Consider the following 13,826-nt stretch of genomic DNA (forward strand, 5'->3'; position numbering starts at 1 on the left):
CCTGCGGAACCCACTCACAAAGGCGCGAGAAATCTATACAAATCGTCGCACGGGTGTACTCCGGTCGGAGGTGATCCTGAGCACTGTGCGGTCGGCGGGCCGACCAGGCTCTAATCTCGTGCTCAACAGCCCCCGCCACCCGCACGGGAGCTGCTCTCCACCCGCCGCAACTTACTCAGGAGTCACCACAGTGACCGACGTAACCGGCGCACCTGCTGATGTACTGCACAGCCTGTTCCACTCGGACCAGGGCGGTCATGAGCAAGTCGTGCTCTGCCAGGACCGCGCGAGCGGCCTCAAGGCCGTCATCGCCATCCACTCCACCGCCCTGGGCCCCGCGCTCGGCGGTACGCGCTTCTACCCGTACGCGACCGAGGCCGAGGCCGTCGCCGACGCGCTGAACCTCGCCCGCGGGATGTCGTACAAGAACGCCATGGCCGGTCTCGACCACGGCGGCGGCAAGGCCGTGATCATCGGCGACCCCGAGCGGATCAAGACCGAGGAGCTGCTCCTCGCCTACGGCCGCTTCGTCGCCTCCCTCGGCGGCCGGTACGTCACCGCCTGCGACGTCGGGACGTACGTCGCCGACATGGACGTCGTGGCCCGCGAGTGCCGCTGGACGACCGGCCGCTCCCCGGAGAACGGCGGCGCCGGGGACTCCTCCGTCCTCACCGCCTACGGCGTCTACCAGGGCATGCGGGCCTCCGCGCAGCACCTGTGGGGCGACCCCTCGCTGCGCGCGAAGCGGGTCGGCATCGCCGGCGTCGGCAAGGTCGGCCACCACCTGGTGGAGCACCTCGTGAAGGAGGGCGCCGAGATCTTCGTCACGGACGTCCGCGAGGAGGCCGTACGGCGGATCACCGAGCGGCACCGGAACGTGATCGCCGCCCGGGACACCGACGAGCTGATCCGGGTCGACGGGCTCGACATCTACGCCCCCTGCGCGCTGGGCGGGGCGCTGAGCGACGACACCGCGCCCGTGCTGACCGCCCGGGTGGTCTGCGGCGCCGCCAACAACCAGCTCGCCCACCCGGGTGTGGAGAAGGACCTCGCCGACCGCGGGATCCTCTACGCGCCGGACTACGTGGTGAACGCCGGCGGTGTCATCCAGGTCGCCGACGAGCTGCACGGCTTCGACTTCGAGCGGTGCAAGGCGAAGGCGGCGAAGATCTACGACACGACGCTGGCCATATTCGCACGTGCGAAGGGCGACGGCATTCCGCCGGCTGCCGCGGCCGACCGGATCGCCGAGCAGCGGATGCACGACGCGGCCATGGCGCGCCGGGCGCGCTGACCGCGGTCCGGCCCGCAGCCGGTGCGGACGCCTCGCACGTTTGGCCGGTACCGTTCGGTGGGCAGTTAGAGAGAACTCTCACTTCTACCGGCGGGTCGATCGCCGATAAGTGGTTAAAATCGCGGTTGACCAGCGAGGACGGGGCACCTCGAAGGCTCTGAGCGCGGGCACGTCATGCGGGCGACGTACCGTATGGGCGCGGGCTCAGGTACCGTGGAAGCCCTACGGACCGGTCTCTCTGCGGAGAGTCCGTGCCGGACCATGAACGCGTGTCAAGACTCTGGGGCCGTCGAGCCCCGTCGTTGAGGGGGTCGAGCCATGGGGCGCGGCCGGGCCAAGGCCAAGCAGACGAAGGTCGCCCGCCAGCTGAAGTACAACAGCGGTGGGACTGACCTCTCACGCCTGGCCGAGGAGCTGGGTGCATCGCCTTCGAATCCGCAGCCGCCTAACGGCGGGCCGTTCGAGGACGATGATCAGGACGACGACCTGTACGCACGGTACGCCGACCTCTACGAGGACGACGATGAGGACGAGGACGACCAGTCCCCGCAACATCGTCGCGGCGCTTGACCTTGCACTGAGCACTTGCCCGGTCGGTGACCTCGGTCACCGACCGGGTTCTGTGCTGCCTTCGGGTCCTCAGTCGGCGTAGTCACCGATCAGGGCGGCACCAGTGGTGTGCTCGCCCCGGTCCGTGATCTCGCCGGCCACCCAGGCGTCCACGCCGCGGTCGGCGAGGGTCGCCAGGGCGACCTCCGTGGATTCCTGCGGCACGATCGCGATCATGCCGACACCCATGTTCAGGGTCTTCTCCAGCTCCAGCCGCTCGACGTTCCCCGTCCGGCCGACGAGGTCGAAGATCGGGCCCGGGGTCCAGGTGGAGCGGTCGACGATCGCGTGCAGCTCGTCGGGGATGACCCGGGCGAGGTTGGCCGCGAGTCCGCCGCCGGTGACGTGGCTGAAGGCATGCACCTCGGTGGTGCGCATCAGGGCCAGGCAGTCCAGCGAGTAGATCTTCGTCGGCTCCAGCAGCTCTTCGCCGAGGGTGCGGCCGAGCTCCTCGATGTGCGCGTCCAGCGCGAGGCCCGCCTGGTTCAGCAGGACGTGCCGGACGAGGGAGTACCCGTTCGAGTGAAGACCGGAGGACGCCATGGCGATCACCGCGTCACCCGTCCGGATACGATCCGCGCCGAGCAGCCGGTCGGCCTCCACGACGCCCGTACCGGCGCCGGCGACGTCGAAGTCGTCCTCGCCCAGCAGGCCCGGGTGCTCGGCCGTCTCGCCGCCGACCAGGGCGCAGCCGGCCAGCACACAGCCCTCGGCGATGCCCTTGACGATGGCGGCGACCCGCTCGGGGTGGACCTTGCCGACGCAGATGTAGTCAGTCATGAACAGCGGCTCGGCGCCGCAGACCACGATGTCGTCCATGACCATGGCGACCAGGTCGTGGCCGATCGTGTCGTAGACGCCCAGCTGGCGGGCGATGTCGACCTTGGTGCCGACGCCGTCGGTGGCGGAGGCGAGCAGGGGCCGCTCGTAGTTCTTCAGGGCGGAGGCGTCGAAGAGGCCGGCGAACCCGCCGAGGCCGCCGAGGACCTCGGGGCGCTGGGCCTTCTTCACCCACTCCTTCATCAGCTCGACGGCGCGGTCGCCCGCTTCGATGTCGACGCCCGCAGCTGCGTAGCTGGCACCAGTTGTCTCAGACATGGCTAATGAGAACCTTCGTGTCGTACAGCAGGTAGTGCGGGCTGCCTACGGGCGGCGGATCGCGTCGGTGGCGGCCGTGGCGGCCGGGCCGGCGGCCAGCTCCGTCTCCAGCAGCTGCTTGCCGAGCAGCTCGGGGTCGGGCAGCTCCATCGGGTACTCGCCGTCGAAGCAGGCGCGGCACAGGTTCGGCTTGGCGATGGTGGTCGCCTCGATCATGCCGTCGATGGAGATGTAGGCCAGGGAGTCGGCGCCGAGCGAGGTGCCGATCTCGTCGATCGTCATGCCGTTGGCGATGAGCTCGGCGCGGGTGGCGAAGTCGATGCCGAAGAAGCACGGCCACTTCACGGGCGGCGAGGAGATCCGGATGTGGACCTCGGCGGCGCCCGCCTCGCGGAGCATGCGGACCAGGGCCCGCTGGGTGTTGCCGCGCACGATCGAGTCGTCGACGACGACCAGGCGCTTGCCCTTGATGACTTCCTTCAGCGGGTTCAGCTTCAGGCGGATGCCCAGCTGGCGGATGGTCTGCGAGGGCTGGATGAACGTACGGCCGACGTAGGCGTTCTTCACCAGGCCGGCGCCGAAGGGGATGCCGGACGCCTCCGCGTAGCCGATCGCGGCCGGGGTGCCGGACTCCGGGGTCGCTATCACCAGGTCGGCCTCGACCGGAGACTCCTTCGCCAGCTTGCGGCCCATCTCCACACGGGAGAGGTAGACGTTCCGGCCGGCGATGTCGGTGTCCGGGCGGGCCAGGTACACGTACTCGAAGACGCAGCCCTTGGGCTTCGCTTCCGCGAATCGGGAGGTGCGCAGGCCGTTCTCGTCGATGGCGACGAACTCGCCCGGCTCGATCTCGCGGACGTAAGCGGCGCCGCAGATGTCGAGGGCGGCGGACTCGGAGGCGACGACCCAGCCGCGCTCCAGGCGGCCGAGGACCAGGGGGCGGATACCCTGCGGGTCGCGGGCCGCGTACAGGGTGTGCTCGTCCATGAAGACGAGGGAGAAGGCGCCCCGGACCTGCGGGAGGACGCTGTGGGCGGCCTCCTCGATGGTCAGCGGCTTGCCGTCCTCGTCCGTCTGGGCCGCGAGGAGCGCGGTGAGCAGGTCGGTGTCGTTGGTCGCCGCGACGCGCGGGGTGCGGCCGCCCTCCTGCTTGGGGAGGTCGGCGACCATCTCGGCGAGCTGGGCGGTGTTGACGAGGTTGCCGTTGTGGCCGAGCGCGATGGAGCCGTGCCCGGTGGCGCGGAACGTCGGCTGGGCGTTCTCCCAGACCGATGCGCCGGTGGTCGAGTAGCGGGCGTGTCCGACCGCGATGTGTCCCTGGAGCGAGCCGAGGGACGTCTCGTCGAAGACCTGGGAGACCAGGCCCATGTCCTTGAAGACGAGGATCTGCGAGCCGTTGCTGACCGCGATTCCCGCGGATTCCTGGCCTCGATGCTGGAGGGCGTAGAGCCCGAAGTACGTGAGCTTGGCGACCTCTTCGCCCGGAGCCCAGACACCGAAGACGCCGCAAGCGTCCTGGGGGCCCTTCTCACCGGGGAGCAGGTCGTGGTTGAGTCGTCCGTCACCACGTGGCACGCCACCGAGTGTAGGCGAGGTCGACCACTGGTCCGAATTGGGGATACCGGACTTTCCGGTGGATCACCGCTCGGCGACAGCTCGCACACTCGTGCCGTTTTCGCTGGTCAGGGTGAGGGTTTGGTGATCGACTCGGTACTTCGCCGTCCCGTCGAAAAGTCGCAGCAGCTTCTTCTCGTCGGCCATGAGTGAGTCTTCGCACATCATCCGGGTCGTGGCCGGGGGGCCGAGGGTGATATGGCCGTCGCGGACGGTGGCCTTGGCGTTGACCTTGTTGCAGCCGAGGCTGCCGGCGACGGTGCCCTTCTTCTCGTCGAAGGTGAGGTGGGCGCGGTCGTCGGCCCTCGGGGTCGTGACGGTCCACTTGGTGCCGCTGAGCGGGGCGTCCTTGGCCTCGGTCAGGCGGACGGTGTCCCCGTCGCCGGTGGTGAGGGTGAGGCGGCCGTTCTCCGTGCGGGCCTGGAGCTCGCCGTCGGAGAGGGTGCGGGACAGGGTCTGTTCGAAGGTCGCGGGCACCTTGTCGCAGGCCATCTCGGTCGCCGCGGTGTCGGTGAGCCGGACGCGGTCGCCGTCGACGGTGGCCCGGGCGCTGAAGTTGTTGCAGCCGAAGCTGCCCTCGGCCCGGCCGCCCTCGCCGATCGTCACGTGCGCGCCGGCGGGGGCGCGGTGGGTGGTGCCGTCCACCGTGACGCTGTCGATGCTCCAGTGCACACCGGTCACGGGCTGGTCGGCACCGACGGAGCCGCTGCCGCTGTCCGCCTGCTCACTGCCGCAGGCCGCCGCGAGCGGGACGAGCACGGCGACGGCCGTCAGGGTCATGCGCTGCTTCTGCCTGTACATGCCGATTCGACGGGGAGGGGGAGTGATCGGTTCCCCTCCGGCCGCCCCGTCCGTTTCCCTCCGCTCACCCCATCAGGGGCAGCAGTCCCCGGAGATCCGCCCGTTCCCCGCCGGCGCTGACCTTGGCGTCCCGGAGCGCCTGGTCCCAGGAGAGCCGCCCGGTCGCCAGCCGGATCCAGGTCAGCGGGTCCGTTTCGACCACGTTGGGCGGGGTGCCCCGGGTGTGCCTCGGACCCTCCACGCACTGCACCACCGCGTAGGGCGGGACCCGCACCTCCGTCGAGCCGCCGGGCGCCTTCGCGGCGAGCGCGTCGGCCAGCAGCCGGGTGCAGGCGGCGAGGGCCTGACGGTCGTAGGGGATGTCCAGGCCGGGGACGGCGGCGTTGAGGTCGTCGGTGTGGACGACGAGTTCGACGGTGCGGGTGACCAGGTAGTCCGCGAGGGTCATGGCACCCGTGCGAGCGGCCAGGACGCGGGTGCCGGGGGCGCCCGCGAGCTTCTCGGCGAAGCGCTCCGCGGTCCTGGCGTACAGGGCGTCGAGGTCGGGGTCGGCCTCGGCGAGCTGCCGGGTGCCGTCGTCGATGCCGACGGCCCGGGCAGCGGTGGCGAAGGGCCAGTCGAGGAGACCGAGTTCCGGTTTGGCCGGCTCGTCGCGGTCGAGGTTGCGGCTGACGCTCTCCAGGGCCATGGTCACGTGGGCCGCCAGCTCCCGGACCGTCCAGTCGCCGAGCCGGGTGGGCAGGGCGAGTTGCTCGGGGGTGAGGCCGGCGACAGCGGTCCGTACGTTCCCGAACTGGGCGAGCACGGCCGCCCGGATCTTGACGGGGTCGTAGCTGCGGGTGCGCTTCTTGGCCGGGGACATGGAGGTCAGCCTAGAGCGACGGTCGTCGGCGGCGCCTCGAAGATCTCTCCGTTGCGCGGCACGCCGATTCCGCGCCAGGTGAAGGGGACGCCCCGGGCCGCGTCCGGGTCCGGGCCGTCCATCAGCTGGAAGTGGAGGTGCGGCTCGGAGGAGTTGCCCGAGTTGCCGCAGCGGGCGAGCGGCTGCCCGGCGTGCACGCGGTCGCCCTCGCGGACGGTGAGCGAGCCGCGCTGCAGGTGGGCGTAGGCGGCGTAGGTGCCGTCGCCGAGGTCGAGGACGAGGTGGTTGCCGAGGAGGCGGCGGGTGCCGGACATCTCGCGCACCGAGGCCTCGATCAGCATCAGGTACAGCAGTCCCGGCAGGGACGTGCGGCTGAGGTGGTCGCGCTGACGGTCTTCCGCCCGGACGACCGTGGCGTCGGCGACCGCGAGGATCGGGGCGCCGAAGGCCGGGAAGTCCTGGGGGCGGCGGATGAGCGGCCACAGCCACCGGAAGGCGGGGCGGGCGCCCGGCTCGGGCTCGGCGAGGATGTCGATCGCGTACGTCTGACCGTGGGCGTGGACGCCGTGGCTCGGGGTGCGGTCGGCCGGGCTGTTCAGCGCGGACCAGCGGCCGGTGACCGGCGGGTCCACCTCGACGGGCTCGCGGGCCGCCCGTGGGCTGTCCGGGGCGCCGCCCCACCGGTTGGCGACGGTGACGACGGCGTACGCCAGGACCAGCGGCAGGCAGTTCCACAGGACGTGGTAGCCCCAGTCGAAGCAGATGTGTGCGACCACCAGGGCGATGAAGACCAGCTGTAATCCCCGGAAAGCCACCATGCCGAGCTTGCGTGCGGACATCCTGTCCCCCTTCGATGCGTTCTTATGGACGGGCCGTCGCCAGCGCCACCAGCAGCGGTACGACCCGCCCCGGCGGCACCTCGTGGCGGCCCCGGCCGGTCGTGTGCAGCCAGCCGGTGCCGGTGAGCTGGCGCAGGTGGTGGTAGATCTGGCCGGTCGTGCCGACCTCGTCCAGCTCGGCGAGTTCGGCCGCGGTGCGCCGGCCGCCGAGGATCTCGCGCAGCAGCCGGAGCCGGACCGGGTGGCCGAGGGCCGCGAACGACTCGGCGGCCGCCGTCCAGTCGCCCTCCAGCAGGTCTTCCGTGAGGGCGCCCAGCTGCCAGGCGTACTGCTCACCCGTCGGCAGCCGTACGGAGCCGGTGTAGAGGACGCCTCCGTCGGTGGCTCCCACCTCGGACAGCTGCTCCTTCAGCCCGTTCAGGGCCCAGAAGTCGCCGCCGTCCAGGCGGGGTCCGGTGCGCTGGGCGCCTTCCAGTGCCGCCAGTCGGCGCTCCAGGTCGGCGACGCGTTGTTCGAGATCCACGCCACGATATTACGGAACTACGTAATTACGTTCAAGAGCGGAATCCGGACACGGCGAAGCCCCCGCCCGGCGGACCGGACGGGGGCTTCGGAGGGAGTTGCCTACGCCAGCAGCGCCGGAATCGTCCCCTCGTGCGCCTCGCGCAGCTCGGACAGGGTGAGCGCGAACTCGCCCTGGACGTCCACCGTGTCGCCGTCGACGACACCGATGCGGGTGGCCGGGAGGCCCCGGGCGCCGCACATGTCGTTGAAGCGGAGCTCCTCGGAGCGCGGCACGGCGACGATCGCGCGGCCGGCCGACTCGGAGAAGAGGAAGGTGAACGCGTCGAGCCCGTCCGGGACGATCAGGCGCGCGCCCTTGCCGCCGAGCAGCGCCGACTCGACCACGGCCTGGATCAGACCGCCGTCGGACAGGTCGTGCGCGGAGTCGATCATGCCGTCGCGGGAGGCGGCGATCAGGATCTCGGCGAGCAGCCGCTCGCGCTCCAGGTCGACCTTGGGCGGCAGACCGCCGAGGTGGTCGTGCACGACCTGGGACCAGGCCGAGCCGCCGAACTCCTCACGCGTGTCGCCGAGGAGGTAGAGCAGCTGGCCCTCCTCCTGGAAGGCGACCGGCGTGCGGCGGGCCACGTCGTCGATCACGCCGAGGACCGCGACCACCGGGGTCGGGTGGATGGCGGCCTCGCCCGTCTGGTTGTACAGCGACACGTTGCCGCCGGTCACCGGCGTGCCCAGCTGCTGGCAGGCGTCCGCCAGACCGCGCACGGCCTCCGCGAACTGCCACATGACCGCCGGGTCCTCGGGCGAACCGAAGTTCAGGCAGTCGGAGACCGCGAGCGGCTTGGCGCCGGTCGTGGCGACATTGCGGTACGCCTCCGCCAGGGCCAGCTGCGCGCCCGCGTACGGGTCGAGCTTGGCGTACCGGCCGTTGCCGTCCGTGGCGAGGGCCACGCCGAGGCCGGTCTCCTCGTCGATCCGGATCATGCCGGAGTCCTCGGGCTGGGCGAGGACGGTGTTGCCCTGCACGAAGTGGTCGTACTGGCTGGTGATCCAGGACTTGGAGGCCTGGTTCGGGGAGGCGACCAGCTTCAGGACCTGGTCCTTCAGCTCCTCGGACGTCTGCGGACGCGGCAGCTTGTTCGCGTCGTCCGCCTGGAGGGCGTCCTGCCAGGACGGGCGGGCGTAGGGGCGCTCGTAGACCGGGCCCTCGTGCGCCACCGTGCGCGGGTCGACGTCGACGATCTTGCCGCCGTGCCAGTAGATCTCCAGGCGGTCGCCGTCGGTCACCTCACCGATGACGGTGGCGATGACGTCCCACTTCTCGCAGATCTCCAGGAAGCGGTCGACCTTCTCCGGCTCGACGACCGCGCACATGCGCTCCTGCGACTCGCTCATGAGGATCTCCTCGGGCGAGAGCGTGGAGTCGCGCAGCGGGACGTCGTCCAGGGTGACGCGCATGCCGCCCGAGCCGTTCGAGGCGAGCTCGGACGTGGCGCAGGACAGGCCGGCCGCGCCGAGGTCCTGGATGCCGACGACCAGCTTCTCCTTGAAGGCCTCCAGGGTGCACTCGATGAGCAGCTTCTCCTGGAAGGGGTCGCCGACCTGGACGGCCGGGCGCTTGGAGGGCTTGGCGTCGTCGAAGGTCTCGGAGGCGAGGATGGAGGCGCCGCCGATGCCGTCACCACCCGTCCGGGCCCCGTACAGGATGACCTTGTTGCCCGCGCCGGACGCCTTCGCGAGGTGGATGTCCTCGTGCCGCATCACACCGATGCAGCCGGCGTTGACCAGCGGGTTGCCCTGGTAGCAGGAGTCGAAGACGACCTCACCGCCGATGTTGGGCAGGCCCAGGCAGTTGCCGTAGCCGCCGATGCCGGCGACGACACCCGGCAGCACGCGCTTGGTGTCGGGGTGGTCGGCCGCGCCGAACCGCAGCGGGTCGACGACCGCGACCGGCCGGGCGCCCATGGCGATGATGTCGCGGACGATGCCACCGACACCCGTGGCCGCGCCCTGGTAGGGCTCGACGTACGACGGGTGGTTGTGCGACTCGACCTTGAAAGTGACCGCGTAGCCCTGGCCGACGTCCACGACACCGGCGTTCTCGCCGATGCCGACCAGCATGGCGTCGTTCTCGGGTGCCTTCTCGCCGAACTGGCGCAGGTGCACCTTGCTGCTCTTGTACGAGCAGTGCTCCGACCACATCACCGAGTACATGGCGAGCTCGGCCCCGGTGGGCCGGCGGCCGAGGATCTCCACGACCCGCTCGTACTCGTCCTTCTTCAGGCCCAGTTCGGCCCAGGGCAGCTCGACGTCGGGGGTCGCGGCCGCGTGCTCGACCGTGTCCAGAGGCGTCCGGCTCATGCGTTGACCAGCTTCTTGAGGATCGAGGTGAAGAACGGGAGGCCGTCGGTGCGACCGGTGCCGATCAGCGGCTCGACGGCGTGCTCGGGGTGCGGCATCAGGCCTACGACGTTGCCGGCCTCGTTGGTGACACCCGCGATGTCGTTGTTCGAGCCGTTGGGGTTGACGTCCAGGTACCGGAAGGCGACCCGGCCCTCGGACTCCAGCGTGTCCAGCGTGCGCTGGTCGGCGACGTACTGCCCGTCGATGTTCTTCAGCGGGATGTGGATCTCCTGGCCGGCGGTGTAGTCGCTGGTCCAGGCCGTCTCGGCGTTCTCCACGCGCAGCTTCTGGTCACGGCAGATGAAGTGCAGGTGGTTGTTGCGCAGCATCGTGCCGGGCAGCAGGTGGGCCTCGGTGAGGATCTGGAAGCCGTTGCAGATGCCGAGCACCGGCAGTCCGGCCCTCGCCTGCTCCAGCAGCGGCTCCATGACCGGCGAGAAACGGGCGATGGCCCCGGCGCGCAGATAGTCGCCGTAGGAGAAACCACCGCACAGCACCACGGCGTCGACCTGCTTGAGGTCCTTGTCCTTGTGCCACAGGGCGACCGGCTCGGCGCCCGCCAGACGGATCGCGCGCTGGGTGTCCCGGTCGTCCAGACTGCCGGGGAAAGTGACGACGCCAATACGAGCGGTCACTTCACGGCCTCCGCGACTTCCTCGACCCGGACGGTGAAGTCCTCGATCACGGTGTTCGCGAGGAACGACTCCGCAAGATCGTGAATGCGGGCGAGGGCGGCCTCGTCGACCGGCCCGTCAACTTCCAGTTCGAAACGCTTTCCCTGGCGGACGTCCGAGATCCCGTCGAAACCCAGCCGCGGCAGTGCGCGCTGCACCGCCTGGCCCTGGGGGTCGAGGATCTCCGGCTTGAGCATGACGTCGACTACGACGCGTGCCACTGGCACTCCCGGTGTGTGGTGCTGAGCAGGTTCCTTCAGACTACCCGCACAAAATTTCTACGCGCGTCGACTTGTAGGAAGCTACGTGACCGTCATCACGATCCGGCATCGGCGAGCACACACACGAAAATTTCCGGGAAAGATTCCGGATCGACACCCGAAACCTATTGCGTTCGGACACGCGGAAGGATTTAGTCGGGTTTCACAATGCATTGTCGGGCACTGTACAAATAAATTGGCAAGTGCCGCAGGAAGGGACCGATATTCGTGGCGCAGAAGGTCGTGGTCACTCTCTTTGACGACATCGACGGCTCGGAAGCGGCGGAAACGATCGCCTTCGGACTGGACGGCAGGTCGTACGAGATCGACCTGAGCGAGGTCAACGCCGGACAACTGCGGAAGGCGCTCGCGCCCTACGTGGAGGCCGGCCGCAAGCGGTCCCGCTCGGGCAAGGCGTACCGGCAGACGGAGGTCGCCCCCGACCCGTCGGCCGTGCGGGCCTGGGCTCAGGCCAACAAGATGGAGGTGCCCGCGCGCGGGCGCATCCCCAAGAAGGTCTACGAGGCGTTCAGCGCCGCCCAGTGACGGCTTTCCCGAGCACGGGCCGACGGCCGGTCACCCGCCCCTCGCGGCAACCGACTTGCGCAGCACCCCGGCTGATCAGCTAGAGTCTGGAGCACGCCGAGGGGCGAGGCCGAAAGGCCCAGCTCACGGAGATATGCGGGTGTAGTTCAGTAGTAGAACATCCCCCTTCCAGGGGGAAGGCGCAGTGTGCGATTCCTGTCACCCGCTCTGCACAGCCGTACCGACCACTCCTGTGGATCAGGTAAGCTGGTGCTCGCACCGATCGGTGAAAGCTGGTCGGGAGCAATGCGGACGTAGCTCAGTTGGTAGAGCGCAACCTTGCCAAGGTTGAGGTCGCGAGTTCGAGCCTCGTCGTCCGCTCGGGAAATGAGACCCCGGTCCTTCTGGACCGGGGTCTTTTTCGTGTGCGGCGTGTTGCGGCGTGTGCGGCGTTTGCGGCCAAGTCCCCTCCTGACATTTGTCATGGCGAGTGATGACAGCGCGCACTGCTCTCGGGGCTGTCCGGGCGGAACGCTGAAGACATGGAAAGCAACGGACACGAACACGTGATTGAGGTCACTGACCTGCGGCGTGTGTACGGGGGCGGGTTCGAGGCGGTAAGCGGAATCAGCTTTTCCGTGCGACGCGGGGAGATCTTCGCCCTGCTCGGCACCAATGGCGCGGGCAAGACGTCGACCGTCGAACTCCTGGAGGGGCTCGCGGCGCCGGCCGGCGGCCGGGTGCGGGTCCTCGGGCACGACCCGTACAGCGAGCGGGCCGCCGTACGGCCCCGCACCGGCGTGATGCTCCAGGAGGGCGGCTTCCCGTCCGAGCTGACCGTCGCGGAGACCGCGCGGATGTGGGCGGGGTGCGTGAGCGGCGCCCGGCCGGCGGCGGAGGTCCTGGCGCTGGTCGGTCTCGAGTCGAAGGCCGGCATCCGGGTCAAGCAGCTGTCCGGCGGCCAGCGGCGCCGGCTGGACCTGGCGCTCGCCCTGCTCGGCGACCCCGAGGTGCTCTTCCTGGACGAGCCGAGCACCGGGCTGGACGCCGAAGGCCGCCGGGACACCTGGGAGTTGGTGAGCGCGCTGCGCGACGGCGGCACGACGGTGCTGCTGACCACGCACTACCTGGAGGAGGCCGAGCACCTCGCCGACCGGCTGGCGATCATGCACGAGGGACGGATCGCCGTCACCGGGACGCCCGCCGAGGTGACCGCCACACAGCCGTCGCGGATCTCCTTCGAGCTGCCCGAGGGCTACTTCGTGGGCGACCTGCCACCGCTCGGCGAGCTGGGCGTGACCGGCCACGAGACCGACGGCCGGACCGTCCGGCTCCGCACCCGTGAACTCCAGCGGTCGGCCACCGGGCTGCTGACGTGGGCCGAGCGGGCCGGGGTGGAGCTGCGCGGCCTGGACGTGCGGTCGGCGTCCCTGGAGGAGGCATTCCTCGGGATCGCCAGGACCGTCTCGGCGGAGCAGGCCGGCGGGATGACGACGAAGGAGTACGCGGCATGAGCACCACCCGCACGATGTCCCGCCCGGCACCGACGGCGACCACCGCACTGAGCCGGATGACGGCTCTCGCCCGCGCCGAACTGACCCTGCTCGGCCGGACCAGGGGCGCGCTCGTCGCCGCGCTGTTCCTGCCACTGGTGATGCCGGTCAGCGTGCGGTCGGCGGCCGAGGAGATGGACCTCGCCGAGGCAGGGCTGAACGCCGGCACCCTGGTGCTGCCCGCCGCGATCGGCTTCTCCCTGCTCTTCGCCGTCTACTCGGTGCTCGTCGGCGCCTTCGTCGTCCGGCGCGAGGAACTCGTCCTCAAGCGGCTGCGCACCGGCGAGCTGCGGGACGTCGAGATCCTGGCCGGCTCCGCGCTGCCGGCCGTCCTCACCGGGCTGGTGCAGTGCCTGCTGCTGGCGGCGGCCTGCTCGGTGCTGCTGGACCTGTCCGCGCCCTCGGCGCCCCAGCTGGCGGTCCTCGGCCTGCTGGTGGGGCTCGTGATGTGCACTGCCCTCGCCGCGGCCACCGCGAGCTTCACCCGGACCGGCGAGAGCGCCCAGGTCACGCCCATGCCGCTGATGCTCGTCTCGATGATGGGCTCCGGGCTGTTCGTGCCGCTGGAGCTGCTGCCGGACAAGGTGGCCGCCATCTGCGAACTGCTGCCCCTGACGCCCGTCGTCACCCTGGTGCGCGGCGGCTGGACCGGCGACCTGTCTGCCTCCGAGTCCCTGGGCGCCCTGGTGACGGCGGTGGCCTGGATCCTGCTCGGGGTGTTTGCTGTACGGCGGTGGTTCCGCTGGGAACCGCGGCGCTGACCGAAGGGGGA

14 protein-coding genes and 2 tRNA genes are annotated in these 13,826 nt (G+C 70.2%); 7 read left to right on the forward strand and 9 right to left on the reverse strand.

Annotation, left to right across the window (positions count from 1 at the left end; translation table 11 throughout):
* Positions 1 to 190 precede the first annotated feature (190 nt).
* Both IE255_RS25380 and IE255_RS25385 read left to right on the forward strand, forming a co-directional pair.
* Positions 191 to 1,294, forward strand: a complete 1,104-nt coding sequence (locus IE255_RS25380; RefSeq protein ID WP_190052691.1) for a Leu/Phe/Val dehydrogenase — start codon at positions 191 to 193, stop codon at positions 1,292 to 1,294.
* A gap of 318 nt (positions 1,295 to 1,612) precedes the next feature.
* Complete coding sequence (locus IE255_RS25385; RefSeq protein ID WP_184985501.1) at positions 1,613 to 1,864, forward strand: DUF3073 domain-containing protein; 252 nt, start codon at positions 1,613 to 1,615, stop codon at positions 1,862 to 1,864.
* Between the two features lie 69 nt (positions 1,865 to 1,933).
* Here IE255_RS25385 and purM read toward each other — a convergent pair whose 3' ends face one another.
* The 9 genes from purM to purS all read right to left on the reverse strand — a co-directional run bounded on the left by purM (position 1,934) and on the right by purS (position 10,937).
* Entirely contained in the window at positions 1,934 to 3,001 is a 1,068-nt protein-coding gene (gene purM, locus IE255_RS25390; RefSeq protein WP_190052692.1) for a phosphoribosylformylglycinamidine cyclo-ligase, read from the reverse strand.
* Positions 3,002 to 3,046: 45 nt separating this feature from the next.
* On the reverse strand, positions 3,047 to 4,576 hold the full coding sequence (gene purF / locus IE255_RS25395) for an amidophosphoribosyltransferase (RefSeq protein WP_190052693.1): 1,530 nt from the start codon (positions 4,574 to 4,576) through the stop codon (positions 3,047 to 3,049).
* Positions 4,577 to 4,639: 63 nt separating this feature from the next.
* Complete coding sequence (locus IE255_RS25400) at positions 4,640 to 5,416, reverse strand: META domain-containing protein (protein ID WP_190052694.1); 777 nt, start codon at positions 5,414 to 5,416, stop codon at positions 4,640 to 4,642.
* A gap of 64 nt (positions 5,417 to 5,480) precedes the next feature.
* Entirely contained in the window at positions 5,481 to 6,278 is a 798-nt protein-coding gene (locus IE255_RS25405) for a maleylpyruvate isomerase family mycothiol-dependent enzyme (RefSeq protein WP_190052695.1), read from the reverse strand.
* A gap of 5 nt (positions 6,279 to 6,283) precedes the next feature.
* Positions 6,284 to 7,117, reverse strand: coding sequence for a M23 family metallopeptidase (locus IE255_RS25410; RefSeq protein WP_190052696.1), 834 nt, complete (start codon positions 7,115 to 7,117; stop codon positions 6,284 to 6,286).
* Between the two features lie 22 nt (positions 7,118 to 7,139).
* The gene (locus IE255_RS25415; RefSeq protein ID WP_190052697.1) at positions 7,140 to 7,640 is read right to left on the reverse strand and encodes an ArsR/SmtB family transcription factor; all 501 of its coding nucleotides are present in this window, start codon (positions 7,638 to 7,640) and stop codon (positions 7,140 to 7,142) included.
* 101 nt (positions 7,641 to 7,741) lie between these two features.
* Entirely contained in the window at positions 7,742 to 10,000 is a 2,259-nt protein-coding gene (purL, locus tag IE255_RS25420; protein WP_190052698.1) for a phosphoribosylformylglycinamidine synthase subunit PurL, read from the reverse strand.
* On the reverse strand, positions 9,997 to 10,677 hold the full coding sequence (gene purQ, locus IE255_RS25425) for a phosphoribosylformylglycinamidine synthase subunit PurQ (protein WP_190052699.1): 681 nt from the start codon (positions 10,675 to 10,677) through the stop codon (positions 9,997 to 9,999). Before purQ ends, purL begins: the two co-directional genes overlap by 4 nt.
* A complete protein-coding gene (gene purS / locus IE255_RS25430) occupies positions 10,674 to 10,937 on the reverse strand; it encodes a phosphoribosylformylglycinamidine synthase subunit PurS (protein WP_030251612.1) in 264 nt (87 codons plus the stop codon). The genes purQ and purS overlap by 4 nt, the downstream gene beginning before the upstream one ends.
* 267 nt (positions 10,938 to 11,204) lie before the next feature.
* Here purS and IE255_RS25435 point away from each other — a divergent pair, with 267 nt between their 5' ends.
* From IE255_RS25435 to IE255_RS25455, 5 genes are all read left to right on the forward strand, one after another.
* Entirely contained in the window at positions 11,205 to 11,522 is a 318-nt protein-coding gene (locus IE255_RS25435) for a histone-like nucleoid-structuring protein Lsr2 (RefSeq protein ID WP_190052700.1), read from the forward strand.
* Between the two features lie 135 nt (positions 11,523 to 11,657).
* Positions 11,658 to 11,729: transfer RNA gene (locus IE255_RS25440), tRNA-Gly, on the forward strand.
* Between the two features lie 80 nt (positions 11,730 to 11,809).
* A tRNA-Gly gene (locus tag IE255_RS25445) sits at positions 11,810 to 11,882 on the forward strand.
* A gap of 161 nt (positions 11,883 to 12,043) precedes the next feature.
* On the forward strand, positions 12,044 to 13,015 hold the full coding sequence (locus IE255_RS25450; RefSeq protein WP_190052701.1) for an ABC transporter ATP-binding protein: 972 nt from the start codon (positions 12,044 to 12,046) through the stop codon (positions 13,013 to 13,015).
* A complete protein-coding gene (locus IE255_RS25455) occupies positions 13,012 to 13,815 on the forward strand; it encodes an ABC transporter permease (protein ID WP_190052702.1) in 804 nt (267 codons plus the stop codon). Before IE255_RS25450 ends, IE255_RS25455 begins: the two co-directional genes overlap by 4 nt.
* The last annotated feature ends 11 nt before the right edge of the window (positions 13,816 to 13,826 follow it).

It is taken from the genome of Streptomyces lomondensis (assembly GCF_014651035.1).
Classification (GTDB): Bacteria; Actinomycetota; Actinomycetes; order Streptomycetales; family Streptomycetaceae; genus Streptomyces; species Streptomyces lomondensis.

What these genes read in the sequence shown, in the direction of transcription:
- IE255_RS25385 (WP_184985501.1), top strand. Translation starts at nt 1,613, where the DNA reads ATGGGGCGCGGCCGGGCCAAGGCCAAGCAGACGAAGGTCGCCCGCCAG.
- purM (WP_190052692.1), bottom strand. Translation starts at nt 3,001, where the DNA reads ATGTCTGAGACAACTGGTGCCAGCTACGCAGCTGCGGGCGTCGACATC.
- IE255_RS25400 (WP_190052694.1), bottom strand. Translation starts at nt 5,416, where the DNA reads ATGTACAGGCAGAAGCAGCGCATGACCCTGACGGCCGTCGCCGTGCTC.
- IE255_RS25405 (WP_190052695.1), bottom strand. Translation starts at nt 6,278, where the DNA reads ATGTCCCCGGCCAAGAAGCGCACCCGCAGCTACGACCCCGTCAAGATC.
- IE255_RS25410 (WP_190052696.1), bottom strand. Translation starts at nt 7,117, where the DNA reads ATGTCCGCACGCAAGCTCGGCATGGTGGCTTTCCGGGGATTACAGCTG.
- purL (WP_190052698.1), bottom strand. Translation starts at nt 10,000, where the DNA reads ATGAGCCGGACGCCTCTGGACACGGTCGAGCACGCGGCCGCGACCCCC.
- IE255_RS25450 (WP_190052701.1), top strand. Translation starts at nt 12,044, where the DNA reads ATGGAAAGCAACGGACACGAACACGTGATTGAGGTCACTGACCTGCGG.
- IE255_RS25455 (WP_190052702.1), top strand. Translation starts at nt 13,012, where the DNA reads ATGAGCACCACCCGCACGATGTCCCGCCCGGCACCGACGGCGACCACC.